24 protein-coding genes are annotated in these 23693 nt (G+C 67.2%); 13 read left to right on the plus strand and 11 right to left on the minus strand.

Translation table 11 applies throughout. The annotated features are described in order from the left end of the window. Nucleotides 1-79: 79 nt before the first annotated feature. A complete protein-coding gene (locus ACU5AX_RS00110) occupies nucleotides 80-1453 on the minus strand; it encodes a class II 3-deoxy-7-phosphoheptulonate synthase (protein WP_446689162.1) in 1374 nt (457 codons plus the stop codon). A 120-nt stretch (nucleotides 1454-1573) separates the two neighbouring features. Here ACU5AX_RS00110 and ACU5AX_RS00115 point away from each other — a divergent pair, with 120 nt between their 5' ends. Further along, nucleotides 1574-2152: a hypothetical protein gene (locus tag ACU5AX_RS00115; RefSeq protein WP_446689163.1), complete on the plus strand. Its 579-nt coding sequence runs from the start codon at nucleotides 1574-1576 to the stop codon at nucleotides 2150-2152. Then, a complete protein-coding gene (locus tag ACU5AX_RS00120) occupies nucleotides 2127-2897 on the plus strand; it encodes a hypothetical protein (RefSeq protein ID WP_446689164.1) in 771 nt (256 codons plus the stop codon). Before ACU5AX_RS00115 ends, ACU5AX_RS00120 begins: the two co-directional genes overlap by 26 nt. Nucleotides 2898-3101: 204 nt before the next feature. On the opposite strand, the gene rplL is transcribed toward ACU5AX_RS00120, so the two are convergent. Beyond that, a complete protein-coding gene (gene rplL, locus ACU5AX_RS00125; RefSeq protein ID WP_198353275.1) occupies nucleotides 3102-3479 on the minus strand; it encodes a 50S ribosomal protein L7/L12 in 378 nt (125 codons plus the stop codon). Nucleotides 3480-3557: 78 nt separating this feature from the next. Next, complete coding sequence (rplJ, locus tag ACU5AX_RS00130; RefSeq protein WP_198353274.1) at nucleotides 3558-4073, minus strand: 50S ribosomal protein L10; 516 nt, start codon at nucleotides 4071-4073, stop codon at nucleotides 3558-3560. Nucleotides 4074-4509: 436 nt separating this feature from the next. Here rplJ and ACU5AX_RS00135 point away from each other — a divergent pair, with 436 nt between their 5' ends. Next, nucleotides 4510-5016, plus strand: coding sequence for a PilZ domain-containing protein (locus ACU5AX_RS00135; RefSeq protein WP_446689165.1), 507 nt, complete (start codon nucleotides 4510-4512; stop codon nucleotides 5014-5016). 69 nt (nucleotides 5017-5085) lie between these two features. Further along, nucleotides 5086-5946 (plus strand): oxidoreductase, encoded by an 861-nt coding sequence (locus tag ACU5AX_RS00140; RefSeq protein ID WP_446689166.1) that lies wholly within the window; start codon nucleotides 5086-5088, stop codon nucleotides 5944-5946. 205 nt (nucleotides 5947-6151) lie between these two features. On the opposite strand, the gene rplA is transcribed toward ACU5AX_RS00140, so the two are convergent. Both rplA and rplK read right to left on the minus strand, forming a co-directional pair. After that, entirely contained in the window at nucleotides 6152-6844 is a 693-nt protein-coding gene (gene rplA, locus ACU5AX_RS00145) for a 50S ribosomal protein L1 (RefSeq protein ID WP_198353272.1), read from the minus strand. A 4-nt stretch (nucleotides 6845-6848) separates the two neighbouring features. Further along, nucleotides 6849-7280 carry a 50S ribosomal protein L11 gene (rplK, locus tag ACU5AX_RS00150; protein WP_198353271.1) on the minus strand — a complete coding sequence of 144 codons (432 nt, stop codon included), beginning with the start codon at nucleotides 7278-7280 and terminating at the stop codon, nucleotides 6849-6851. A gap of 247 nt (nucleotides 7281-7527) precedes the next feature. Between rplK and ACU5AX_RS00155 the strand changes: the two genes are divergently transcribed. Then, entirely contained in the window at nucleotides 7528-9540 is a 2013-nt protein-coding gene (locus ACU5AX_RS00155) for an alpha/beta hydrolase family protein (protein ID WP_446689167.1), read from the plus strand. A 104-nt stretch (nucleotides 9541-9644) separates the two neighbouring features. After that, a complete protein-coding gene (locus ACU5AX_RS00160) occupies nucleotides 9645-11492 on the plus strand; it encodes a glycoside hydrolase family 35 protein (protein ID WP_446689168.1) in 1848 nt (615 codons plus the stop codon). 76 nt (nucleotides 11493-11568) lie between these two features. Here ACU5AX_RS00160 and ACU5AX_RS00165 read toward each other — a convergent pair whose 3' ends face one another. The 4 genes from ACU5AX_RS00165 to ACU5AX_RS00180 all read right to left on the minus strand — a co-directional run bounded on the left by ACU5AX_RS00165 (nucleotide 11569) and on the right by ACU5AX_RS00180 (nucleotide 16379). Beyond that, nucleotides 11569-12273 carry a phosphocholine cytidylyltransferase family protein gene (locus ACU5AX_RS00165; protein ID WP_446689169.1) on the minus strand — a complete coding sequence of 235 codons (705 nt, stop codon included), beginning with the start codon at nucleotides 12271-12273 and terminating at the stop codon, nucleotides 11569-11571. Then, nucleotides 12273-13364 carry an inositol-3-phosphate synthase gene (locus ACU5AX_RS00170; RefSeq protein WP_198353268.1) on the minus strand — a complete coding sequence of 364 codons (1092 nt, stop codon included), beginning with the start codon at nucleotides 13362-13364 and terminating at the stop codon, nucleotides 12273-12275. The genes ACU5AX_RS00165 and ACU5AX_RS00170 overlap by 1 nt, the downstream gene beginning before the upstream one ends. Further along, entirely contained in the window at nucleotides 13361-14221 is an 861-nt protein-coding gene (locus ACU5AX_RS00175; RefSeq protein WP_446689170.1) for a CDP-alcohol phosphatidyltransferase family protein, read from the minus strand. The genes ACU5AX_RS00170 and ACU5AX_RS00175 overlap by 4 nt, the downstream gene beginning before the upstream one ends. 100 nt (nucleotides 14222-14321) lie before the next feature. Next, nucleotides 14322-16379 (minus strand): NAD(+) synthase, encoded by a 2058-nt coding sequence (locus tag ACU5AX_RS00180; RefSeq protein WP_446689171.1) that lies wholly within the window; start codon nucleotides 16377-16379, stop codon nucleotides 14322-14324. A 297-nt stretch (nucleotides 16380-16676) separates the two neighbouring features. Here ACU5AX_RS00180 and ACU5AX_RS00185 point away from each other — a divergent pair, with 297 nt between their 5' ends. From ACU5AX_RS00185 to ACU5AX_RS00215, 7 genes are all read left to right on the plus strand, one after another. Further along, complete coding sequence (locus ACU5AX_RS00185) at nucleotides 16677-17021, plus strand: ArsC family reductase (RefSeq protein ID WP_446689172.1); 345 nt, start codon at nucleotides 16677-16679, stop codon at nucleotides 17019-17021. Between the two features lie 75 nt (nucleotides 17022-17096). After that, complete coding sequence (locus ACU5AX_RS00190; protein ID WP_446689173.1) at nucleotides 17097-17528, plus strand: hypothetical protein; 432 nt, start codon at nucleotides 17097-17099, stop codon at nucleotides 17526-17528. A 25-nt stretch (nucleotides 17529-17553) separates the two neighbouring features. Next, on the plus strand, nucleotides 17554-18429 hold the full coding sequence (gene panB, locus ACU5AX_RS00195; RefSeq protein WP_446689174.1) for a 3-methyl-2-oxobutanoate hydroxymethyltransferase: 876 nt from the start codon (nucleotides 17554-17556) through the stop codon (nucleotides 18427-18429). Between the two features lie 84 nt (nucleotides 18430-18513). Beyond that, nucleotides 18514-19254: a tetratricopeptide repeat protein gene (locus tag ACU5AX_RS00200; RefSeq protein ID WP_446689175.1), complete on the plus strand. Its 741-nt coding sequence runs from the start codon at nucleotides 18514-18516 to the stop codon at nucleotides 19252-19254. Then, entirely contained in the window at nucleotides 19251-20579 is a 1329-nt protein-coding gene (locus ACU5AX_RS00205) for an outer membrane protein assembly factor BamB family protein (protein WP_446689176.1), read from the plus strand. Before ACU5AX_RS00200 ends, ACU5AX_RS00205 begins: the two co-directional genes overlap by 4 nt. A 153-nt stretch (nucleotides 20580-20732) precedes the next feature. Then, the gene (gene der / locus ACU5AX_RS00210) at nucleotides 20733-22103 is read left to right on the plus strand and encodes a ribosome biogenesis GTPase Der (protein ID WP_198353260.1); all 1371 of its coding nucleotides are present in this window, start codon (nucleotides 20733-20735) and stop codon (nucleotides 22101-22103) included. A 146-nt stretch (nucleotides 22104-22249) separates the two neighbouring features. Then, nucleotides 22250-22669, plus strand: coding sequence for an Hpt domain-containing protein (locus ACU5AX_RS00215; protein ID WP_446689177.1), 420 nt, complete (start codon nucleotides 22250-22252; stop codon nucleotides 22667-22669). Between the two features lie 106 nt (nucleotides 22670-22775). On the opposite strand, the gene bfr is transcribed toward ACU5AX_RS00215, so the two are convergent. After that, nucleotides 22776-23291, minus strand: a complete 516-nt coding sequence (bfr, locus tag ACU5AX_RS00220; protein WP_198353258.1) for a bacterioferritin — start codon at nucleotides 23289-23291, stop codon at nucleotides 22776-22778. A gap of 100 nt (nucleotides 23292-23391) precedes the next feature. Then, nucleotides 23392-23562 carry a (2Fe-2S)-binding protein gene (locus ACU5AX_RS00225; RefSeq protein ID WP_232473869.1) on the minus strand — a complete coding sequence of 57 codons (171 nt, stop codon included), beginning with the start codon at nucleotides 23560-23562 and terminating at the stop codon, nucleotides 23392-23394. Between the last annotated feature and the right edge of the window lie 131 nt (nucleotides 23563-23693).

Below are 23693 nucleotides of genomic sequence, written 5' to 3' on the forward strand. Positions count from 1 at the left end.
GGAGGGGCGCGTCTACGGGGAAGGGGGCTTTCCGTCAAGCGGCGGGGCGGCTTTTTTCCCGCCGCCGCCCTGACGTCGCTCACGCCGCGACGCGGCGGCGCTCGGCCATTTCCTCGTTGAGCATCTCGGCGAGCAGGAATGCCAATTCCAGGCTCTGGCCTGCATTGAGGCGCGGGTCACAATGCGTGTGGTAGCGGTCGGCGAGCGTCTGTTCGGTGACGTCGATCGCGCCACCGGTGCATTCGGTGACGTTCTGACCGGTCATCTCGGCATGGATGCCGCCGGCATGCGTTCCCTCGGCCCGATGCACGGCGAAGAAGCCGCGCACCTCGGCGAGAATCCGCTCGAACGGGCGCGTCTTATAGCCGGTCACCGCCTTGACGGTGTTGCCGTGCATCGGATCGCAGCTCCACACGACCGGATGACCCTCGCGCGTCACCGCCCGCACCAGCTTGGGCAGCGCCGCCTCGATTTTGTCGTAGCCGTAGCGGGTGATCAATGTCATTCGCCCCGGCGCCCGTCCCGGATTGAGCGTATCGAGCATGCGCAGGAGCGCATCCGGGTCCAGGCTGGGTCCGCATTTGACGCCGATTGGATTGCCGATGCCACGCAGATATTCGACGTGCGCCGACCCTTCGAACCGCGTCCGGTCGCCGATCCACAGGAAGTGCGCCGAGGTGTCGTACCAGTCGCCGGTCAGCGAGTCCTGGCGCGTCATCGCCTGTTCGTAGGGAAGGTGCAGCGCCTCGTGGCTGGTGTAGAAATGCGTCTGCGCCAGCTGCGGCACGGTTTCAGGGTCGATCCCGCAGGCTGCCATGAATTCCAGCGCCTCGCCGATCCGGTCCGCGGTCTCGGCATATTTTTTGGCCCAGGGGCTGCGGCCCATGAAGTCGTGGGTCCAGCGATGCACCTGATGCAGATTGGCATAACCGCCCTGCGCGAAGGCGCGCAGCAGGTTCAGCGTCGCGGCGGACTGGGTGTAGCCGCGGATCAACCGCTGCGGATCGGGGATGCGCGCTTCGGGCGTGAAGGCGATGTCGTTGACATTGTCGCCGCGATAGCTCGGCAGTTCGACGCCGTCGACGACCTCGGTCGGAGCGGAGCGCGGCTTGGCGAACTGTCCCGCCATGCGGCCGAGCTTCACCACCGGCAGCTTCGAGGCGAAGGTAAGCACCACGGCCATCTGCAGAATGACGCGGAACGTGTCGCGGATGTTGTTGGGGTGGAATTCGGCGAAGGATTCGGCGCAGTCGCCGCCCTGGAGCAGGAAGCCCTTGCCCTCCGACACCTTGGCCAATTCCGTCGTCAGGTTGCGCGCCTCGCCCGCGAAGACGAGCGGCGGGAAGCTCTTGAGCTGATCGGTGGCGCGATCCAGCGCCGCGGCGTCCGGATAATCGGGGAGCTGGCGGGCCTCTGCCTTCGTCCAGCTGTCGGGGGCCCAATGCGCGGCCATGGTCGTCACGTCCTTCGGTCTGCTTGCAAGCGAAGGTCCATGCGCCCAAACCGGCCCCGACGCAACGCAGGAACATTGGGACAAGCTCAGCACTGCATAGGCCCCACCATCGGTTCGGCGTTGGGGACGGGCGGTCCGTCGCAGGGTGCGTTGCGGTCGCCGCGCGTTCAGGACGAGGCGACCAAGTTCATTTCCAATGAGAAATCCATTCATGCTTCTCCCGACGCGCCCGGCGCGGCCTGTCCGCTGGCGTCGTGCCGGCAGCGTGATCGCGCTTCTGGCGGGCACCGCGCCGATCGCCGCGCAGACGCAGAGCAACAGCGCCGCGCCGCAGACACAGCCGCAGTCGATTCCGGGCCTGAACGACTATCGCTTCCGTTTGCCGCCGACACCGCAGGCGACGCCGACGCCCGAGCCGACGATCGCGCCCCTGCCGCGCCCGACGCCGACGTCGGCTTCGACACCAGCGCCGGCCGTTGCGGCGACGCCGTCCCCGCGTACGACGCCGTCGCCGGTTGCGACGCCGCGTGCCATTCCGTCGCCGCGATCGACCCCGAGCCCCACGGCGACCTTGGAGGCGCCAGGCGAGGCGACGGTAGCGCCAGCACCGCCCGCGATGCCGACTGGGACGCCGACGCCTCTTCCGGTCGCGACCGCCACGCCCGCACCGGTCATGACCCCGACAGCCATCACCGGTGAGGCCAATGTTGCCGATGAGGGCGGGTTCAATTGGCTGCCGTGGCTGGCGGGTGTTCTAGTGGTTGGGGCCGCCGGTGGCGCGATCGTGTTGCGCCGCCGTCGTGCTACGTCGCAGACCGAGGTCGCGCCCGGCGCACCGGCAAGTTCACCGCTGGCTCCGACGATGCCGCCGCGAGCCATCGATCCGGCGCCGGCACGTGAGCCGGCCATGCTCGACCGCGCGCCGCCAGCACCGGCGCCGGTGCCGGCGGCCGAACTGACGCTGACGCTGACGCCGCGGCGGGCCGGCCTCAACCTGATCTCCGCCACTGCAGAGGCGGAACTGGTGGTCCGGAACGACGGCCCGGTCCCGGTCCAGGGCGTGCGGGTCGGCAGCGCCCTGCTGGAGGCCGGCAACGGTCAGGAGAGCGCCGTCGCCGAATATTTCACCGAAGCGATTACCCGTCCCGCGGTGGCGCCGTTCGCGCTGGAACCGGGGGAGGAGCGGCGCGTCCGCATCGTCGTCGCGCGCGCGCGCGACGCAATCCGCGGCGTGCCCGCCAACGGACGGACGATGTTCGTACCCGTCGTCGCGATCAACATCCTGTATCAGGCGAATGACGGTAGTGGCCAAGCGGCGCGGGCCTTCGCGATCGGCGTCGGTCGGGATGGCGGGTCGAAACTGATGCCCTTCTGGCTGGATCAGCCGTCGGGCCTGTTCGATGGGTTGGAAGCGCGTTCCTACGGACCGGCGATCGTCCGCTGATCCCCCTCCCAGGCGGAGAAAGCGCATGGCCAGGTAGCGTCGAGAGCCAGGACAGAAAAAGGGCGGCATCCCCGTGGGGAGCCGCCCTTTGTCTTGGCTGGGCCGTCATGGGAGCAAGTCCGATGACGTCGACGCTCGGCGAAGCCGAGCCCGGCCGGCCTCGGAGTGGTCCGGGCAGCCTGCTGCCCGCACCACCCTTGCCGCTTACTTGAGCTCGACGGTCGCGCCGGCTTCTTCCAGCTGCTTCTTGACCTTCTCGGCCTCGTCCTTGCTCACGCCTTCCTTGACCGGCTTCGGCGCGCCCTCGACGAGAGCCTTCGCTTCGGTCAGGCCCAGGCCGGTGATCGCGCGGACTTCCTTGATGACGTTGATCTTCTTGCCACCGTCGCCGGTGAGGATCACGTCGAACTCGGTCTTCTCTTCGGCGGCCGGAGCAGCCGCACCGGCGCCACCGGCGGCCGGAGCCGCAACCGCCGCAGCGGCCGAGACGCCCCACTTCTCTTCGAGCAGCTTCGAGAGCTCGGCGGCCTCGAGGACGGTCAGCTCGCTCAGCTGGTCAACCAGCGCGTTCAGGTCTGCCATGTTCACTTCCTTTTACGTGTCAGAGCGGAGCAAAAGCTCCGGTTAAGTCAAACAATCACGTTCCAAGCGCCTGAAGGATCAGGCGTTTTCCTTCTCGGCATAAGCCGACAGCACGCGCGCGATCTGCGCCGCGGGAGCCTGGGTGATGGTCGCGAGCTTCGTTGCCGGAGCAACGATGAGGCCCACGATCTTCGCCCGCAGCTCGTCGAGCGACGGCAGGGTGGCGAGCGCTTGCACGCCAGCGACGTCGAGAGGGGTCGCGCCCATCGCACCGCCCACGATTTCGAACTTGTCGTTCGTCTTCGCGAATTCCACCGCGATCTTCGCGGCGGCAACGGGGTCGACGGAGGTGGCGAGACCGACCGGACCGGTCAGCATGTCGCCGATCGAGCCATAGTCGGTGCCGTCGAGCGCGATCTTGGCAAGCTTGTTCTTCGAGACCTTATAGGTCGCGCCGGCGTCGCGCATCCGATTCCGGAGGGTCGTCGACTGTGCGACGGTCATCCCGTTATTACGGGTAACCACCACGACGCCGACCTCCGAAAAGGTGCGGTTCAGCTCGGCAACGGCCGCGGCCTTTTGAGCACGATCCATGCCATTCTCCACGTTCTGAACCCGCCGCATGGAAGCGGCAGGCCCGGTTACAGTCCGGCACGGCATGCGCCGCACCGGGTTGTCCAGCGATGGGGAAGGCACCCGGATAAGGGTGGCAGGCCGGACGCACAACGCGCAGGAGCGCGGACGGCGGCGGCGATAATCCTGTCCCCGTCTCGGCAGGGGATTAAGCCATGGCGAACCCGTGGCACCTGCTGTCTCGGACGGCGGCCGACGGACGAACCGCCGGCACCGGCGCGCCTTTAGCGGAACTGGCCGGGAAGTCAATCGCCGGGTCTGTGATGTAATAGCAGCGCGACCGTGACACGAGCACCGACAGATTGCTCGAAGTTATAGGTATTTGGCGCTGTCCTAAGCCAAAAATTAACGCTCCGCCTGTAATGTCCACGGCGGACCTAAGGGAGTGCGGGCCAGGATGATCAAGCAGCGCGAACCACGCAGGAAGGTGTTGGTGCGTGCGCGCATGCGTTCGGGTACCGAATGGCACGACGTGATCATCCACAATATGTCCTCGCGCGGCCTGCTCGCGACCTCGAAGGTGCCGTGCAAGACGGGTACGGTGATCGAGCTGCGCCGCGTGCACCACGTCATCGTCGGCCGCGTGGTCTGGGAAAAGGATCAGTATTTCGGCGTGCGCACGCAGGACCGGCTGGACGTCGACGCGATCGTCGATGCCAAGCCACCGGCGTTCAAGCCGGGAAGCGAGCCGACGCGGGACGACGAACGTCGCTCCGCGCCGCGCCGCATCACCGCCGCGTCGATCGCTGAGCGCGAGGCGCGCAGCCGCCGATTTTCCTCGGTGTTCCAGTTCGCCATCCTTGGTGCGGCGGCCTGTCTCGGTGCCGCTCTGGTCGCCGAGCGGGTCGGCCATGTCCTCTCGAGCCCGTTCGCGACAATCAGCGAGCATCTCGCCGCCAGTTGACGCACGTCGGTGGAACCGGGGCGGGGGCGGCGGCATTGGCGCCGTTCTCTCCTGTCAAAGGCTTCCGCCATGCCGCTTCCCGCCTCGCCCGTCTGGTTCATCACGGGTTGTTCCACCGGCTTCGGGCGCGACCTTGCCAGGCTGGTGCTCGATCGCGGCTGGTCGGCGGTGGTCACCGCCCGTGATGCGGCGCGGGTCGAGGATCTGGTCGCGGATGCGCCGGAGCGCGCGCTGGCCTTGTCGCTGGACGTCACCGAGGCAAAGCAGATCGCCGATGGCGTGCGCCGGGCGGAGGAGCGCTTCGGCCGGATCGACGTGCTCGTCAACAATGCCGGCTATGGCTATCAGGCGAGCGTCGAAGAGGGCGAGGAGGATGCGATCCGCGCTCAGTTCGACACCAACGTCTTCGGCCTGTTCTCGCTGACGCGCGCCGTCCTGCCCGGCATGCGCCAACGGCGCAGCGGTCATATCGTCAACTTCACCTCAGTCGCCGGCCTCGTCGGCTTCCCAGGCTCGGGCTATTATGCCGCGAGCAAGCATGCGGTGGAGGGCTGGTCGGACAGTCTCGCGGCAGAGGTCGGCCCGCTCGGCATTGCGGTGACCTGCGTCGAGCCGGGGCCGTTCCGCACCGATTGGGCCGGGCGCTCGCTGCAGCAGACGCCCAATCGCATCGCCGACTATGCCGATACGGCCGGCAAGCGGATGGACGCGACCAAGGGCTATAGCGGCACGCAGGCCGGCGATCCGGTCCGCGCCGGCGAGGCGATCATCGCGGCAACACAGGAGGCGCAGCCGCCGCGTCACTTGGTGCTCGGCCGGTTCGGCATCGATGCCGTGACCGATAAGCTGCGCGAGCGGCTGGCCGAGATCGAGGGCAGGCGGGAGCAGGCCATCGCGGCGGATTTTCCGGAAAGCGACTCCGCGGGATGACGGTTCGCCAGAGCCGAGTCTTGACAGAATTGACGCCTGAACGGGCCTGTCGGGTTCCTCGCCCGGCGAATGCAAGCTGACGATACGAAAGAGCGTTCGATCACTCTAGATCAGCTGCGCGCGTGTAGGACAGCGATAAGAACGCGCAAACAAAAAGGGCCGGGATCGCTCCCGGCCCTTGTCCTGTCACCGGAAGGCGAGGGCGTCAGGCGCCCGCGACCTCGGTGGTGTCAACCTTGATGCCCGGGCCCATGGTCGAGCTGATCGCGACCTTGCGGACGTACTTGCCCTTGGCGCCCGACGGCTTCGCCTTGACGACCGCATCGACCAGCGCATCGAAGTTGCGGCGCAGGTCTTCGGCGGCGAACGACGCCTTGCCGATGCCCGAATGGATGATGCCGGCCTTCTCGACGCGATATTCGACCTGACCGCCCTTGGCGGCCTTCACCGCTTCGGCGACGTTCATCGTCACGGTGCCGAGCTTCGGGTTCGGCATCAGGCCCTTCGGACCCAGCACCTTGCCGAGGCGGCCGACGACGCCCATCATGTCCGGGGTCGCGATGCAGCGATCGAACTCGATGGTGCCGCCCTGGACGGTTTCCATCAGGTCTTCCGCACCGACGACGTCGGCGCCGGCGGCGCGCGCTTCGTCAGCCTTGGCGCCACGGGCGAAGACGCCGACGCGGACGGTCTTGCCGGTGCCGGCCGGCAGCGTGACGACGCCGCGGACCATCTGGTCGGCGTGACGCGGATCGACGCCGAGGTTCAACGCGACCTCGATCGTCTCGTCGAACTTCGACGACGCGCCCGAGCGTGCCAGCGCGATCGCCTCGTCGACGCCGTGCAGCTTCTCACGGTCGATCGTGACGGCCTTCTGCTTCTTGGTCAGCTTTGCCATGATCTCAGCCCTCCACCACTTCGAGGCCCATCGCGCGGGCGGAGCCTTCGATGATCTTGGTCGCAGCCTCGATGTCGTTGGCGTTCAGGTCCTTCATCTTGATCTGCGCGATCTCGCTCAGCTTCGAACGCGCGATCTTGCCCGCCGACACCTTGCCCGGCTCCTTCGAGCCCGACTTCAGGTTGGCGGCCTTCTTGATGAGATAGGTCGCCGGCGCGGTCTTGGTCTCGAACGAGAACGAACGGTCGGCATAGACGGTGATGACGGTGGGCAGCGGCGTGCCCTTCTCGACTTCGCCGGTCTGCGCGTTGAACGCCTTGCAGAATTCCATGATGTTGACGCCGCGCTGACCCAGCGCCGGGCCGATCGGCGGCGACGGGTTGGCGGAGCCCGCGGGCACCTGCAGCTTGATGTAGCCGGTAATCTTCTTTGCCATGTCACTCTCTATTCCGGGCCGGCGAACCGGCCCATTTCAAGTCGAGCGGTCGTGACGGGCGCCGAGTTGTCCCGGACGCCCTGCCGCTTGGGTTTCCAGCCATTGGTTGGAAGCGCGGGCGCATAGCCGAAAGCGGCGGCGGGGGCAAGGGGCGGTGCCGGTGAGGGGTTTGCCGATCGGTTCTCAACGAACTTGCGACCGATCTCGACATGATTATGATTGGGATTTGGAACGACCGGGGGGTGAGATGAACTGGACAGCGGGTGTCTGCGCGCTGGCAATCGCCGCGTGTGGGGCAGGGCGGACTGAGGCCCAATCCAGTCAGGCCCACTCCCAGGCAGGCGCCGGCGCGTCGCCGGCTGCCCGGACGCTGGCGGAGCGGTTCGGCGCGCGCGAAACGGTGCGCGACATCAGCCTGTCCCCAGACGGGAAGCGGGTCGCGATCGTCGGCGCGGGCGCGACGCGCGATATGATCACCATCATCGACCTTGCGACGTTCAGACCATATCCGCTGAACGCGACGGCGGCGGAGAAGGTGCAACTGAGCGGTTGCGGCTGGTCGGCATCGGATCGGTTGGTGTGCCGCTATCGCGGCATCGCTGACGTCTACGGGCTGAAAGCCGCTTACACCCGCACCGTCGGGATGGACATCGACGGCGGCAACGTCCGCTATCTCGGCCGGCGCGTTGGAGTGGACGCGGTTCGTGTGAGCCAGTTTGCCGGGGAGGTCATCGACTGGCGGAACGGCGACGGATCCGTCCTGATGACGCACGATTACGTGCCGGAGGACGCGCAGGGATCGCAGCTGCATTCGTATAAAAACGGCATGGGTGTCGATCTGGTCGACACGCGCACGGGCAAGGCGGCAACGGTCGAAGCCCCGAATATGACGGCCACCGACTATATTGCCGACGGGTTGGGCAACGTGCGCGTGCGGGTGCTCATGCCGAAGCGGAACGATGGCCTGCTGAAGGGGCAGACCGTCTATCACTACCGCACCAGGAATGGCGGCGAGTGGAAGGAGTTCAGCGTCTCCACGCCGGACAATGACGTCTTGGAGCCGGTCGCGGTCGACGGCACGGCGGACGTCGCTTATGCGGTGCGTGGACTGAACGGGCGGCGGGCGCTCTATCGGGTCGCGCTCGACGGCACGATGAAGGAGGCGCTGGTATCGAGCAATCCGATGGTCGATGTGGGCGCGGTGGTGCCGATCGGACGCCGGGGCCGGATCATCGGTGCGACCTACGTGACGGACCGGCGCCAGGTCGATTATTTCGATCCTGAATATCGAAAGCTTGCCGCATCGCTGGCGAAGGCGCTGCCGCGCACGCCGCTGATCCAGTTCGTCGGCGCGTCCGCCGACGAGAGCCGCCTGCTGGTGTTCGCGAGCAGCGATGTCGATCCGGGCGTCTACTATCTCTACAACAAGGCCAACCGTCACCTCGATGCGATCACGCTCGCCCGGCCGGAGCTTGAGGGCCTGCCGCTCGCCGAGATGAAGGCGGTGACGTATAGTGTGGCGGATGGTACGAAGATCCCCGGCTATCTGACCTTGCCGCCCGGCGGCAAGACCCGGAACTTGCCGACCATCATCATGCCGCACGGCGGCCCGAGCTATCGCGACGAATGGGGCTTCGACTGGCTGGTCCAGTATTTCGCGCAGGCGGGTTATGCAGTGCTGCAGCCCAATTTCCGCGGCTCGAGCGGCTATGGGGACGCCTTTTTCGCCAGCAATGGCTTTCGCTCATGGCAGACCGCGATCGGCGACGTCACCGACGCCGGACGCTGGCTGATCAAGGAAGGGATCGCAGACCCCGCCAAGCTCGCGATCGTCGGCTGGTCCTACGGTGGCTATGCGGCGTTGCAGGCGAACGTTGTCGATCCCGATCTGTTCAAGGCGGCGATCGCGATCGCGCCCGTCACCGACCTTGCCATGACCAAACGCGAGGCGGTGGGCTTCGAAAACGAGAGGCTGGTGGCGATGCAGGTCGGATCGGGTGCGATGATCGCGGCCGGCTCGCCCGCGCGCCATGCCGACCGGTTCAAGGTGCCGGTGCTGATGTTCCACGGCGACCAGGACATCAATGTCGGCGTCGACCAGTCGAAGGCGATGAACACCGCCCTGCGCCGGGCGGGCAAAGACACCACTCTGGTCGTCTTCCCCAAACTCGATCACCAGTTGGACGATGCCACCGTGCGCGCCAAGATGTTGGCGGACAGCGACGCGTTTCTCCGCAAGGCGCTGAAGCTGGGGCAGTGAATCGCCACCGCACGTCTTGTCGGACAATTCTTTGCAATCGTTGTGGTTGTGGGTAAAGCTGTCACCGTGATCGCGGTCGGAAGCGACAGCATGGGAGGGACGGGATGCACACAATTCGATCGATCGTCGGGTTCGGCTTGGCCGCCACCATCGTGTTCCCGCTGATCGCCGGCGCGCAGACGCCCGCGGCGCATACCTTCACCACCGGCGGCGGCAAGTTTCTGAAGGACGGCAAGCCGTACCAGATCATCTCCGGCGAGATGCATTATGTGCGCATTCCGCGCGAATATTGGCACGACCGGCTGCGTAAGGCGAAGGCGATGGGGATCAACACGATCACCACCTACGCCTTCTGGAACGCGCACGAGCCCAAGCCCGGCGTCTATGACTTTAGCGGCCAGAACGACATCGTCGGCTTCATCCGCGCCGCGCAGGAAGAGGGGCTGGACGTCATCCTGCGCCCCGGCCCCTATGTCTGCGCAGAGTGGGAGCTGGGCGGCTATCCGGCGTGGCTGCTGAAGGATCGCAAGCTCGTCCTGCGCTCGACCGATCCGCAATACACCGCCGCCGTGGATCGCTGGATCAAGCGGCTGGGGCAGGAGGTGCAGCCGCTGCTGCTCAAGAATGGCGGGCCGATCATCGCGGTGCAGCTCGAGAACGAATATGGCGCCTTCGGCAGCGACCAGGCCTATCTGCGCGGGCTAGAGGCGACCTATCGACGCGCGGGCCTGGCCGATGGCGTGCTGTTCACGTCGAACCAGGCGGGCGACCTGGCCAAGGGATCGCTGCCCAATCTGCCATCGGTGGTCAATTTCGGCTCGGGCGGTGCCGCCAATGCCGTTGCCAAGCTGGAGGCCTATCGCCCTGATGGGGTGCGGATGGTTGGCGAATATTGGGCCGGCTGGTTCGACAAATGGGGCGAGGACCATCACGAGACCGACGGGCAGAAAGAGGCCGAGGAACTGGGCTTCATGCTCAAGCGCGGTTATTCCGTGTCGCTCTACATGCTGCACGGCGGGACAACGTTCGGCTGGATGAACGGCGCGGATTCGCACACCGGCAAGGACTATCATCCCGACACCAACAGCTACGATTACGACGCGCCGATCGATGAGGCGGGCAATCCGCGCTACAAATATGCCCTGCTGGCCAAGGCAATCGCCGCGGTGACGGGAACGCCCGCCGCGCCGACGCCGGCGCCGAACGTCGCCAGGACCTTCCCGGTCTCGACAATCCGCCGCAGCGCGTCGCTCTGGAACAACCTGCCCCAGCCGGTGCGCGCCGCGCAGCCGATGACCTTCGAGGAACTGGGCCAGAATTACGGCTACGTCCTGTACCGCGTACCGCTCGCCGCGGGGCAGGGCGGCACGCTGACGCTGAAGGGCATGCACAGCTATGCGCAGGTCTATGTCGACCGGCAGCTGGTCGGCACGCTTGATCGGCGGCTCGATCAGGAGACGGTGACGCTGCCGCGGACGGCCAAGGCGGCGACGCTCGACATATTGGTCGAGAACACCGGCCGGGTGAATTATTCGCATGCGATCCGTACCGAGCAGGCCGGGCTGACCGGGGCGGTGACGCTCGACGGGCAGCCGCTCAAGGACTGGAGCATGTACCGGCTGCCGATGGACGATCTGTCGCGGTTCGCGATGACGGCGGCGCCGTGCAGCGGCCCGTGCTTCTATGAGGCGGATCTGACGGTCGACCGGCCGGCCGACACCTATCTGGACGCGCGCGGGCTGCACAAGGGCCAGCTGTGGCTGGGCGAGCACAATCTCGGTCGTTTCTGGTCGATCGGGCCGGTGCACACCCTCTACGTGCCCGCGCCATGGCTGAGGGCGGGTGCGAACCGGGTGACGTTCTTCGACCTGACGGGCACGCCGGACGAGCGGCTGTCGACGGTGGCGGCGCCGGTGTGGGGCGCGATCACCCGGCAGCGCGAGGCGCAATAGCGGCTGTCCCATCCTTCGCCCCTTCTGCTTCACCGGCGAAGGCCGGATAGGCAGGGGAAGGGGCGAGGGTGGCGACTTACGCCGCCTGCCGGACCACCCAATCCTCGGCATGCGCGAAGGCGGGGGCGTCGTCGACATCGATCCACGACAGATCGCTGCAATCGACGATCCGGGCGCGGCCATCGGCAGCAAGGCGGCGGACGCCCTCGGTCAGCGAGGGGCTTTCCAGCGTGGCCAACGCATCGAAGAAGCGCGGGCCGACCGCGAACACACCGGTGTCGTAGCAATCGTGCGGGGCGAGTCCCTTGCCGATCGCGACGATCCGGTCGTCCGCCGTCGCAACGCAGGTGACGTCGAGCGGATCGACCCAGGGATGGCCCAGCCGCCGGTCGATGCCAAGCGTCAGGCCCGTGCCGGGGCCCGCTTCGGCAAGCCGACGGTAATGGGCGGGCTGGACGAGATGGTCGCACATCGCCAGCACCGCGCCCTCCTGGCCAACCCAGTCGCGCGCGGCGAGCGCGGAGACGCCGTTGGGCTGCTGCCAGTCGGTCATCACCACCGCAACCGCCAGCGGCCAGTGGCGCCCGACCAGATGCGCGGCGATCGCGTCGGCGCCATAGCCGAGCGACACCACCGCGCGGGTCAGCCCGGCCGCGGCCATGCCCTCCAGCGCGTGGTCGATCAGCGCCCGCCCGGCAACCGCGCAGAGCGGCTTGTAGGGCGCGACGCCGCGGAGCCGGCTGCCGGCGCCGGCGGCGAGCAGCAGGCCCGTGGTCAGCATCAGGCGGCCTTGATGAACGCCTCGACCTCGGCATGCGCGATGTCGTCGGTCATCTGCGTGCGCGGGTGCTTGCAGAAATAGGCGCTGGCCGGATCGATCACGCCCTTGAGGCCGCGATCCTTCGCAATCTTCGCGCAGCGGATCATGTCGATCGCGACGCCGGCGCTGTTCGGCGAATCCTCGACTGACAGGCGCAGCTCCAGGTTCATCGGCACGCCGCCGAACAGCTGGCCTTCCATGCGCAGGAAGCAGACCTTGTTGTCGTTCTGCCACGGCACATAGTCCGACGGGCCGATGTGGACGTTGTCGTCCTCCAGCCGTTCCGCTGCGACCGACTGCACCGCTTCGGTCTTCGACACCTTCTTGGAGGCGAGGCGGCGGTGGTTCGACATGTTGAGGAAGTCGGTGTTGCCGCCGGTGTTGAGCTGGTAGGTGCGGTCGAGCTTGACGCCGCGCTTGGCGAACAGGTCGGTCAGCACACGGTGGACGATGGTCGCGCCGAGCTGCGCCTTGATGTCGTCGCCGATGATCGGCACGCCGGCCTCTTCGAACTTCGCCGCCCATTCCGGGTTGCTGGCGATGAACACCGGGATGTTGTTGACAAAGGCGACGCCCGCTTCGAGCGCGCATTCTGCATAAAATTCAGTGGCTTCCTGGCTGCCGACCGGCAGGTAGTTCATCAGCACGTCGGCGCCCGAGCGCTTCAGTTCGGCGACCACGTCCGCCTTCGACGGCTGGGTGTCGTTGGCGACGATGAAGGTGCGCTCGTCCTTATAGTCGCCCATATGGTCGGCGACGCCGTCGAGCACCGCACCCATGCGCACGATCGTGCCGGTCGCCGAAACGTTGGGGGCGAAGATGGCGGTGCAGTTCGGCTTGGCGAAGATCGCCTCCGCCACGTCCTTGCCGACCTTGCGCGAGTCGACGTCCCAGGCGGCGACGACCTTGATGTCGCTCGGCTTATAGCCGGCGACTTCCCAATGCATCAGTCCGATCGTGTCGTTGGTGCCCTCGCGGTAATAGTCGAGGCCCTGCACCAGCGAGCTGGCGCAGTTGCCGATACCGATGATGGCGATGTTGATGGCAGTCATGAATGGCCCTGTTCACTGGAAAGGAAGGACGGTTGCGATGCCGCGCCGTGGACGAAACTGCGTTCCACGAGGCGGTGGCGATACAGGCCGACGGCGCAGACGGCGCTCAGCGGCAGGATTTCAAACCACCAAAACAGCGTCGGGCTGGCTATCAGACAGGCGATGACGATCGCCCAGACGCGGATATTGGCGGTGAGCAGCGATTGCAGCCGCATCACCGGCACCGCGCGGGTGGCATAAGCGGCGGCAAAGGCGGCGCGATCGGGCGCGGCGGCGAAGCGGCGTTCGAACGGCATGGCGGCACGGTCGACCGCGGTCGCTACCGTATCGTAGAGGCGAACGAGGAACGGACCGGTCGGCACCGGCGGCGCGGCGAGCGGCTCGCCGCGGACGCGACGATGGAAGCGCGCCCGCTCGCCCTCGTACAGGCTCGACTGGACGGCATGCGCGACGCCCGCGACGATCGCGAGCAGCCAGCCGCTCCAGGTGCCGACCGAGAAGGCGAGCGACAGATAGATCAGCGCGAAGACGCCGTGATCGCATAGGCCGTCGAGCATCCGGCCGAGCGCGCTGGCCGTCTTGGTCGCGCGAGCGATCATGCCGTCGAGCCCGTCGGCGATCAGCCAGGCGATGGCGAAGACCAACCCGATGAGCGCCGCGGCAGGATTGCGATATTGCGAAAAGGCCGCCGCGGCGACGCCGCCACAGATCAGCCCGGCGATCGACACGCTGTTCGCCGAGATCCGCCGCGCGAGGGCATGGCGCAGCAAGGCGTGCGCCGCCGGGTGGATCAGATAGAGGTTGGATGGGTCCTCGATCCGGCGATCGCGCGAGCCATCCCGGAGCGGGGTTGTCATCGGACTGTCACCTTGCGCTCACAATCGTATAAGCGCAAGAACCTACGGCAGCTTCGCTACCCGATCCGTCGCCGATCCGGCCGCTTCGATCGCCATCGCGTCACGGCACGTTGGTGCGCAATTCCTCGACCCAGATCGCCGCCGTGCCGTCGGACGGGGCGCGCCAGTCGCCGCGCGGGCTGACCGCGCCGCCCGCCGACACCTTGGGTCCGTTGGGCAAGGCCGAGCGCTTGAATTGGCTGGTCTGGAAGAAGCGCACCAGGAACCGTTCCAGCCAGTGCTTGATCGTCGCCAGATCATAGGCGGTGCGCGCATCGGCGGGATAATCCGCCGGCCAGGCGCCGTGGTCGACGTCGCGCCAGGCGTGCCAGGCAAGGAAGGCGATCTTCGACGGGGCCAAGCCGTGGCGGATCACGTAATGGGCGAAGAAGTCGTTGAGCGCATAGGGGCCGATCATCGACTCGGTGGATTGCAGCGCGCCCGTCTCCGCATCGGCGGGAACGAGTTCGGGCGAAATCTCCTGCGCCAGGATCGCCGCCAGCACCTGGTTGGTCGCCCCGTCATATTGGCCGGTGCGGATGCACCAGCGGATCAGGAACTGGATCAGCGTCTTGGGCACGCCGGCATTGACCGCATAATGGCTCATCTGATCGCCGACGCCATAGGTGCACCAGCCGAGCGCCAGCTCGCTGAGGTCGCCGGTGCCGAGCACCAGCCCGCCGCGCTGATTAGCCAGCCGGAACAAATAGTCGGTGCGCAGCCCCGCCTGCACATTCTCGAACGTCACGTCATAGACGGGCTCGCCGCGGCCGAAGGGGTGGCCCATGTCGGTCAGCATCCGCGTCGCGGCGGGGCGGATGTCGATCTCCTCCGCGGTGATGCCGAGCGCGCGCATCAGCGCCCAGGCCTGGCCCTTGGTGGCGTCGCCGGTGGCGAAGCCGGGCATGGTGAAGCCCAGGATATCGGCGCGCGGCCGGCCGAGCCGATCCATCGCCTTGGCGGCGACGATCAGCGCATGGGTTGAATCGAGCCCGCCCGACACGCCGATCACCAGCGTCCGGGCCCGTGCGGCGTCGAGGCGTTTGGCGAGCGCCTCGACCTGGATGTTGAAGGCCTCGTAGCAATCCTCATCGCGGCGGGCGGGATCGTTGGGGACGAAGGGGAAGCGACGGATATCGCGTTCCAGGCCGACATCGCCGCTGGCGGGGTGATGGTCGAAAGCGATCCGCCGGAAGCGCGTCTCGGGATGGCCGGTGAAGGCCGCAGAATCGTTGAAGGTGCCGGTGCGCAGCCGCTCCTGCGCCAGCCGCTCGAGATCGATGTCGGCGACGGTGATCCCCGGCTCGCGCGCGAAGCGATCGGATTGCGCGATCAGCTCGCCGAGTTCGTAGATCAGGCCCTGGCCGTCCCAGGCGACGTCGGTGGTGCTCTCGCCGGGTCCGGCCGCTGAATAGACGTAGGCGGCGGCGAGGCGCGCCGACTGCGCCGCGGCGAGCAGCATCCGCTCGCGCGCCTTGCCGATGACGATGTTCGACGCCGACAGATTGCAGCACAGCAGCGCGCCGGCCAGCGCCCCTGCCGTCGAGGGCGGGGTCGGCGCCCAATAATCCTCGCAAATCTCGGCATGGACGACGAAGCCGGGCAGATCGTCCGCCTCGAACAACAGGTCGATGCCGAACGGCACCTCGACATCGCCAAGGCGGATGGTCAGGCCAGTCAGCGCCGCGCCGCTCGCGAACCAGCGCTTCTCATAATATTCGCGGTAGTTCGGCAGAAAGGTCTTGGGCACGACGCCAAGGATGCGGCCGCGCGACACCGCCACGGCGCAATTGTACAGGCGGCCGGCGCGGACCAGCGCCGCGCCGATCAGGCAGAGCGGTTTCAGATGCGCGGTTCGTTCGGCGAAGGCGACGACCGCGGCGGCGCTGGCGCGCTGCTGCGCCGTCTGCAGATGCAGGTCGTCGAGCGCGTAGGAGGTGAGGTTGAGCTCCGGAAAAACGACGAGATCGACACCGCGCCCGTCCGCCTCTTCCGCCAGCGCGACTGCCGCGTCGAGATTGGCGGCGACGTCCCCGACGCTGGCGCGCGGGGTCGCGGCGGCGACGCGCACCATGCCGTGGCGGTGGATCGAGGCGAAGTGGCTGGCGAGGTCGGTCATTGGGATCCGGTGGTAGGGCGAGGGGGCGGGGCGATCAACTCGCCGGGCGCGGCGCGGGTCCGGTGTGGTTGGAATGGGAGCATTGTGGGGCATCCCTTCCTTCGTCATCCCCGCGGAGGCGGGGATCCAGAACCTTCGACGTCGCGGTTCAAGCGCGGTCTGCGCGTCTGGATCCCCGCCTGCGCCGGGGATGACAGAAGAAGACCGGGATGACGGGAAAACGGGGAGGGCATCGGGTGCACAACGCGGATGCGGGCCCCGCCCCGTGATGCTAGCGCGGCGGCCAAGGAGGCGCGGATGACGACGATCTACGGCATCAAGAATTGCGACACGATGAAGAAGGCGCGGGCATGGCTGGACGACCATGGTGCCGGCTACGTCTTCCACGATTACAAGGCGGAGGGCGTCGATGCCGAGCGGGTGCGGGGCTGGGTCGATCGGCTCGGCTGGGACACGGTGCTCAACCGCGCCGGCACGACCTTCCGCAAGCTGCCCGAGGCGGAGCGGATCGGGATCGACGCGGACAAGGCGGTGGCGCTGATGGTCGCGCAGCCGTCGATGATCAAGCGGCCGATGCTGGAGCATGGCGACACGCTGGTCGCAGGGTTCAAACCGGACCGCTACGCCGCGCTGTTCGGCTGATACCGCGAACGGCAGATGCCGTTGCATATCACGGGCGGACGGCGCACCATTCCCGATCGAAACAGGGGAGGGACGATGATCGTCACGCGAGCGCCGCACTGGTTCCGGATCGTCGCCTTGCTGCTGCTCGCCTGGGGCATGGTCGGCTGTGTCGCCTGCCTCCAGCAATTCCGCCTCGGCGCGGAGGCGATGGGGCCGGCCGACGATTACCAGCGCGCGCTCTACGCCGCGCTGCCGATCTGGTACAACGCGGTCTATGCGGTCGCGGTCGGTACCGCGCTGCTCGGCGCGTTGGCGCTGCTCGTCCGATCGGTGCTGGCGATCCCGCTGTTTGCCGTCTCGCTGGTCGCGGTGGCGATCCAGTTCGGCTGGCTGTTCGCGACGACCGACATCATCGCCCACCGCGGCGCCGCAGCGGTGGTGCCGTTTCCGCTGCTGATTGCCGGCATCGCGGCGGCGAGCCTGGGGCTGTCGCGTCATGCCCGTGCGCGGGGGTGGATCGGCTGAGCGCCCGCGCCTACAAGCCGCAGCCATGTCCACGACCTACACGCTCGATACCGCGACCAGCCGCGCGACGCCGACGCCGGTGCCGCTCAAGCGGCTGACCGTCCCCGCGATCCGCCGGCGCAAGGGCGGCGACCCCGACCGTGGCGGCCCGCTGGTGATGCTGACCGCCTATACCGCCCGCACCGCGCAGCTGCTCGATCCGCATTGCGACATGCTGCTGGTCGGCGACAGCCTGGGCCAAGTGATCTACGGCCTGCCGTCGACGGTGCCGGTGACGCTGGAGATGATGGCGGCGCACGGCGCGGCGGTGGTGCGCGGCAGCTATCATGCACTGGTCGTGATCGACATGCCGTTCGGCAGCTATGAGGCGTCGCCCGAACAGGCCTTTGCCAGCGCGGCGCGGCTGCTCAAGGAGACGGGCGCTGCCGCGGTCAAGCTGGAGGGCGGCGAGGCGATGGCGCCGACGGTGCGCTTCCTGTCGGAACGCGGCATACCGGTGTGCGGCCATGTCGGGCTGACGCCGCAAGCGGTCAATGCGCTGGGCGGCTATGGCGCGCGCGGTCGCAGCGAGGCGGAAGCGGCGAAGATCGTTGCCGACGGCCGGGCGATCGCCGAGGCCGGTGCCTTCGCCCTGGTGATCGAGGGGGTGATGGAACCGATCGCGATCGCGCTGACCGAGGCGGTCGGTTGCCCGACGATCGGCATCGGCGCGTCGGCCCGCTGCGACGGCCAGGTGCTGGTCGCCGAGGACATGCTCGGCATGTTCGAGCGCACTGCCAAGTTCGTAAAGCGCTACGACGATATCGCCGGCCGTATTTCCGCCGCAGCCGAAGCCTATGCGGGCGAGGTGCGTGCGCGGACCTTTCCGGGCGCGGAACAGGTCTACGTCGCCAAGGAGTAGGATGACGCGCGTCCGTCTTTCGTTTCGTGCCCGGCGCGGCTACAAGTCCGCGCTTTCATGCCCCCGTTCTGACCGGAGCCCGTCTTGGCGCTGACCCCGAATACCAATGAAGCGTTCCTGCGCGAAGTCGACGACGAGGTTCGTCGCGATCAATTGCTCTCCTTCTGGGAACGCTACGGTCGCTGGCTGATCGGCGCAATTGTGCTGGCGCTCGCGCTGTTCGGCGGCGTCCTCTACTGGCAGCATCGTCGGTCGATGGCGGCGGGGGTCGAGGGCGAGAAGCTGCAGACGGCGTTCGATTCGCTGGCGGCGGACCAGCCGGCCAAGGCTGGTCCAGCGCTGAGCGAGCTCGCCGGGTCGAGCCACGACGGCTATCGCGCCCTCGCCAAATTCACCCAGGGCGATATCCTTCTTCAGAAGAACGACCTGAAGAGCGCCGCGGCCAAGTTCGCGGAGGTCGCCAACGACAATGGCGTGGCGCAGCCGTTCCGCGATCTGGCCCTGGTCCGTCAGACCAGCGCCGAATTCGACACGCTGAAGCCACAGGTGGTGATCGAGCGGCTTCGGCCGCTCGCCGTCGCCGGCAATCCGTGGTTCGGCAGCGCCGGCGAGATGGTCGCGATCGCCTACATCAACAGCGGCCGTCGCGATCTGGCGGCGACCCTGTTCAGCCAGATCGCCAAGGGCCAGGACGTGCCCGAATCGCTGCGTCAACGTGCGGTTCAGATGGCCAGCGTATTGGGCAACGATGCGTCGGCCGCCGCCGATACCGCCAATGTTCGCGTGGTGAAGCCCGCCACCGTTAAGGAAGCACAAGCGAAATGACATCCAAGTATCGGGCGTCCGTCGCGCTGGCCGCGCTGATGGCGCTTTCCGCCTGCGGCATCTTCAAGGGCGGCGGGGCGAAGAAGACGCCGACCGTCGGCGAGCGCGTGCCGATCCTGTCGTCGGAGAACGGCATCGAGGCGGATCGCACGATCGCCGACATTCAGGTGCTGCTGCCGGCGCCGGCGGCGAACGACGCCTGGGCGCAGCCCGGCGGCAATGCCGCCAAGTCGATGGGGCAGCTGGTCCTCGCCGACAGTCCCAGCCGGGTCTGGCAGGCCTCGATCGACGGCGGTTCGAACCGCGAGCGGCTCGGCGCCGCGCCGGTGGTCGCCGACAACAAACTGTTCGTCGACGACGTCGCCGCCACCGTCCACGCCTTCGACGCGACGACCGGCGCCAGCCTGTGGTCGACCAGCCTGACCGAGGGCAAGGTCAACCGCGCGGCCCGCTTCGGCGGCGGCGTCAGCTATGACGAGGGCCGCGTCTACGCCACCGATGGCCTTGGCGACGTCGTCGCGCTGAACGCCGCGGACGGCAAGGAGATCTGGCGCGCCAAGCCGGGCGGCCCGCTGCGCGGCGCGCCGACGATCGCCAATGGTTCGGTCTATGTGCTGAGCCAGGACAATCAGATCTTCGCGCTGAACGCCGCCGACGGCAAGGTGCAGTGGGCGCAGTCGGGTACGCTGGAAAGCCAGGGCGTGTTCGGCGTCGCGGCGCCGGCATCGAGCCAGGGCACGATCGTCGCCGGCTTCTCCAGCGGCGAGCTCAACGCCTATCGCTACGAGAACGGCCGCGTGCTGTGGGGGGACGCGCTGTCGCGCACCTCGATCACCACCTCGGTGTCGAGCCTGTCCGACGTCGACGCCAATCCGGTGATCGACAACGGCCGCGTCTACGCGCTGGGCCAGGGCGGCCGCATGGTCGCGCTCGACCTCGCCACCGGCCAGCGGCTTTGGGAGCAGAATTTCGCCGGTGTCGCCAACCCCTGGGTGGCGGGCGAATGGCTGTTCGCGGTGACCGACGATGCGCGGCTGATCTGCCTGGCGCGCTCGAACGGCAAGGCGCGCTGGATCGTCCAGCTGCAGCGCTTCAAGAACGCCAAGAAGAACAAGGGCGCGCAGGTGACCTGGTTCGGCCCGGTGCTGGCCGGCAACAAGCTGGTGATGACCAATGCGCTGGGCGAAGTGGTGTTCGCCAATCCGTCCGACGGCAGCATCACCGGCAAGATCGAGGGCAAGGTGCCTTATGCCCTGCCGCCGATCATCGCCAAGGGCACGCTGTATACGCTGAACGAACGCGGCCGCATCACCGCCTACAAATGAGGGCTAGGGGCGGCTCGCCCCCCGCCAATTCGGCTTCACCCCGGCACGGCCCGAGGCTTCCCGAACGGGAGGCTCCGGCCCGTGCCGGGGTGACGCGTTATGGAGCGGTCGCGCCCGCGTGACCTGCCGTCCGTCTTGCCCTAAAGGCCCTGCATGTCCCGTCTTCCCACTGTCGCGATCGTCGGCCGTCCCAATGTCGGCAAATCGACGCTGTTCAACCGCCTGGTCGGCAAGAAGCTGGCGCTGGTCGATGACCAGCCGGGCGTGACGCGCGATCGGCGGGAGGGCGAGGCGCATCTGATCGGGCTCGACTTCCGCGTCATCGATACCGCCGGTTACGAGGACGAGGACCCGCAGACGCTGCCCGGCCGGATGCGCCGCCAGACCGAGGCGGCGGTCGCCGAGGCCGACGTCGCGCTGTTCCTGGTCGATGCGCGCGCCGGAATCGTGCCGCTCGACGAGGAGATCGCCCGCTGGCTGCGGGGATCGACGACGCCGGTGGTGCTGGTCGCCAACAAGGCGGAGGGGCGCGCGGGCGAACAGGGCGTGCTCGAATCTCTGGCGCTCGGCTTCGGTGACCCGGTCCAGCTCTCCGCCGAACATGGCGAGGGGATCGGCGACCTGTTCGAAGGTATCCTGCCGCACCTCGAGGGCAAGGAGGCCGAGGACGAGGAGGAGGACGAGGACAATCCGTCGGCGCCGTTGAAGCTGGCGATCGTCGGCCGCCCCAATGCCGGCAAGTCGACCCTGGTCAATCGCATCCTCGGCGAGGAGCGACTGATCACCGGGCCGGAGGCGGGGATCACCCGCGATTCGATCGCGATCGACTGGACCTGGCATGACCGCGACGGCCATCCGCGTGCGGTGCGGCTGATCGACACCGCCGGCATGCGTAAGCGGGCCAAGGTGCAGGACAAGCTCGAGAAATTGTCGGTCGCCGACGCCTTGCGCGCGGTTGATTTTGCCGAAGTGGTGGTGCTGCTGCTCGACGCAACGCTCGGTCTGGAGGCGCAGGATCTGCGCATCGCCGACCGCGTGCTGGAGGAGGGGCGCGCCCTCATCATCGCGCTCAACAAATGGGACGTGGCGGAAAATGCCTCGTCGCTGTTCAACGGCGTCAAGAAGGCGCTGGAGGACGGCCTGTCACAGGTCAAGGGCGTGACCCTGCTCACTGTCTCGGCGGCGACGGGCAAGGGGCTCGACGTGATGATCCAGGCGGCATTCGAGACGCGCGAGGCCTGGTCGCGCCGCGTCCCGACCGGCGAGCTGAACCGCTGGTTCGAGCGCGCGGTCGACGCCAATCCGCCGCCGGCACCGGGCGGCAAGCGGATCAAGATGCGCTACGTCACCCAGGTCAAGACGCGGCCACCCAGCTTCGTGATCTTCGGTACCCGTGTCGACCAATTGCCGGCGAGCTACGAACGCTATCTGGTCAATTCGATGCGCAAGGATCTGGGCTTCGGCGCGGTGCCGGTGCGCCTGACGTTCCGCGCGCCCAAGAACCCATTCGACCGCAAGGATTGATCTTCGGTCCGCGTCTAGAGTGTTGAGCGGATATCGACAAAGACTTGCCGGATCGGGCCCGTTGGCAACGGCATGTTTACACCTCGCAGCCTACAGTTCGCCGGATTGAGTTGCGAGGCGCTGGGCGCAGACCGGGGAGGTTCGAAGTGTCGTTCGAAGGCAGCACGTTGGTGGATTGGGCGGCATTCGCACAGGCCCGTAGCGAGCTGGGCGCCGGTTTCGTGCGCATCCTCGGCTATTTCCGTGAGGACGGGGTCAAGTCGGTCGCGGCGATCGAACAGGCGATGCGCGGCAACAATGCCGCGGCGATGGTGATCCCGGCCCATACGCTGAAGGGCGAATCGCGCCAGTTCGGCGCCGAACCGCTCGGCATGCTGGCGGAGACGATCGAGGAGATCGCCCGCGATTGCGTCGAGCGTCACGACACCTGCGAAGAGGCGCTGGAGCATGTCGTGCGCCTGCGCCCGCTGTTCTTCGAGACGCTGCAATTGCTCGAGCGTGAGGCCAATCCCCTCGTCGCGCGCAAGCCGCTCGGCAGCGGCGGCTTCGGACGCAAATTATCGTGAACCGCCAGGGTCGTCGCGCCCTGGCCTTCATCATGTCGTCGGCATGACTCACAGCCGGACAGGCCCCGGGGCATAGCCCCGGGGTCGTTGGACGATCCGTCCGCCCTCAGGCGTTCAGATAGGGCGCGGCGCCCGTTTTCGGCGCATCGTGTTCGCTGATCGAATTGAGCTGGACGTAATTGTGCAGCCCCATCCGTTCGATCATCTCGAACTGCCGCTCGAGCGTGTCGACATGCTCTTCCTCGCTGGCCAGGATGCGCGCGAACAGGTCGCGGCTGATGAAGTCCTTGACCTCTTCGCAATAGGCGACCGCCGCCTTCAGCTGTTGCACCGCCTCCAATTCCATCGCCAGATCGGATCGGATCACTTCCTCGACCGTCTCACCGATGCGCAGGCGGCCGAGCAGCTGGAAGTTGGGCAGGCCATCAAGGAACAGGATACGCTCCGACAGCCAGTCGGCATGCTTCATCTCGTCGATCGATTCCATCCGCTCATATTGGGCAAGCTTGTAGACGCCCCAATGATCGAGCAGTCGATAGTGCAGCCAATATTGATTTATCGCGGTCAGCTCGTTCTTGAGCGCCTCGTTGAGGAATTCGATGACCTTGGGGTCGCCCTTCATCGTCATAGCTCCATTGTCCGATGGAGCTTGTGTAGCCGCGCGACACCGATCCGAACAACGGGGGCGGCCAAAAAAAGTCCGATATGGTCCGGCCGGTCGATCAGGCGGCGGTGCGTTCCAGGTCGATAATGGCGCGCGCCACGACACTACATTGTCCGCATTTCGCCTGACACCCGAGCGCCTTATACGCCTGACAGGCGGTCCGGCAGCCTTGCCGCGCGACTTCGCGGACTTGGCTTTCCCGAATGGCATTGCAGACGCAGACGACCATAAGCGCTCCCTCGGCGACACGGGAATAGTAGCGCTATTGCGAGGCGATCGCAAGCTCGTTGCGTGTCGTTCGCATCTTCTGGTCGCAGTGGCACGCCGTCTCACCGTGCCGCCGCCCGGCCCACGGCCCGG

Source organism: Sphingomonas benefaciens, from assembly GCF_052907485.1.